Origin of the sequence: Mesorhizobium sp. M6A.T.Ce.TU.002.03.1.1, from assembly GCF_003997275.1 — a bacterium.
GTDB classification, from domain to species: Bacteria; Pseudomonadota; Alphaproteobacteria; order Rhizobiales; family Rhizobiaceae; genus Mesorhizobium; species Mesorhizobium mediterraneum.
In genome coordinates, this window is the sequence record NZ_RZTI01000315.1 from 1 (window position 1) to 497 (window position 497).

The 497-nt window shown below is 67.8% G+C and carries 1 protein-coding gene; it reads left to right on the forward strand.

Translation table 11 applies throughout. The features are described from left to right. The coding region (exbB, locus tag EOC93_RS33720; RefSeq protein ID WP_127206765.1) for a tonB-system energizer ExbB at positions 1-415 on the forward strand (415 nt) is incomplete at its 5' end. Positions 416-497 lie beyond the last annotated feature (82 nt).

The window sequence follows — 497 nt, forward strand, 5'->3', positions numbered from 1 at the left end:
TGTCTCAGGCGATGGCCTCAAGGAACGGGTTACGTCGCGCCTGTCGCGCATCGAGGCGGCGGCGGCGCGGCGCATGTCACGCGGCACCGGCGTGCTGGCGACGATCGGCTCGACCGCGCCCTTCGTCGGCCTGTTCGGCACGGTCTGGGGCATCATGAACGCCTTCATCGGCATCTCGCAGGCGCAGACCACCAATCTCGCCGTGGTCGCGCCGGGCATCGCCGAAGCGCTGCTGGCCACCGCGATGGGCCTGGTCGCGGCCATACCGGCCGTCGTCATCTACAACGTCTTCGCCCGCTCGATAGCCGGCTATCGGCAGATCCTCGCCGATGCCTCGGCAGGGGTCGAACGACTGGTCAGCCGCGACCTCGACTTCCGCACCGTCGCGCCGGCCGCGCCACTGGCGGCGGAGTAGCGCCATGGGAAGCAGAATCCGACAGACCATGGATGACGATCTCGAGGAAAGCCACGAGATCAACGTCACCCCGTTCATCGAT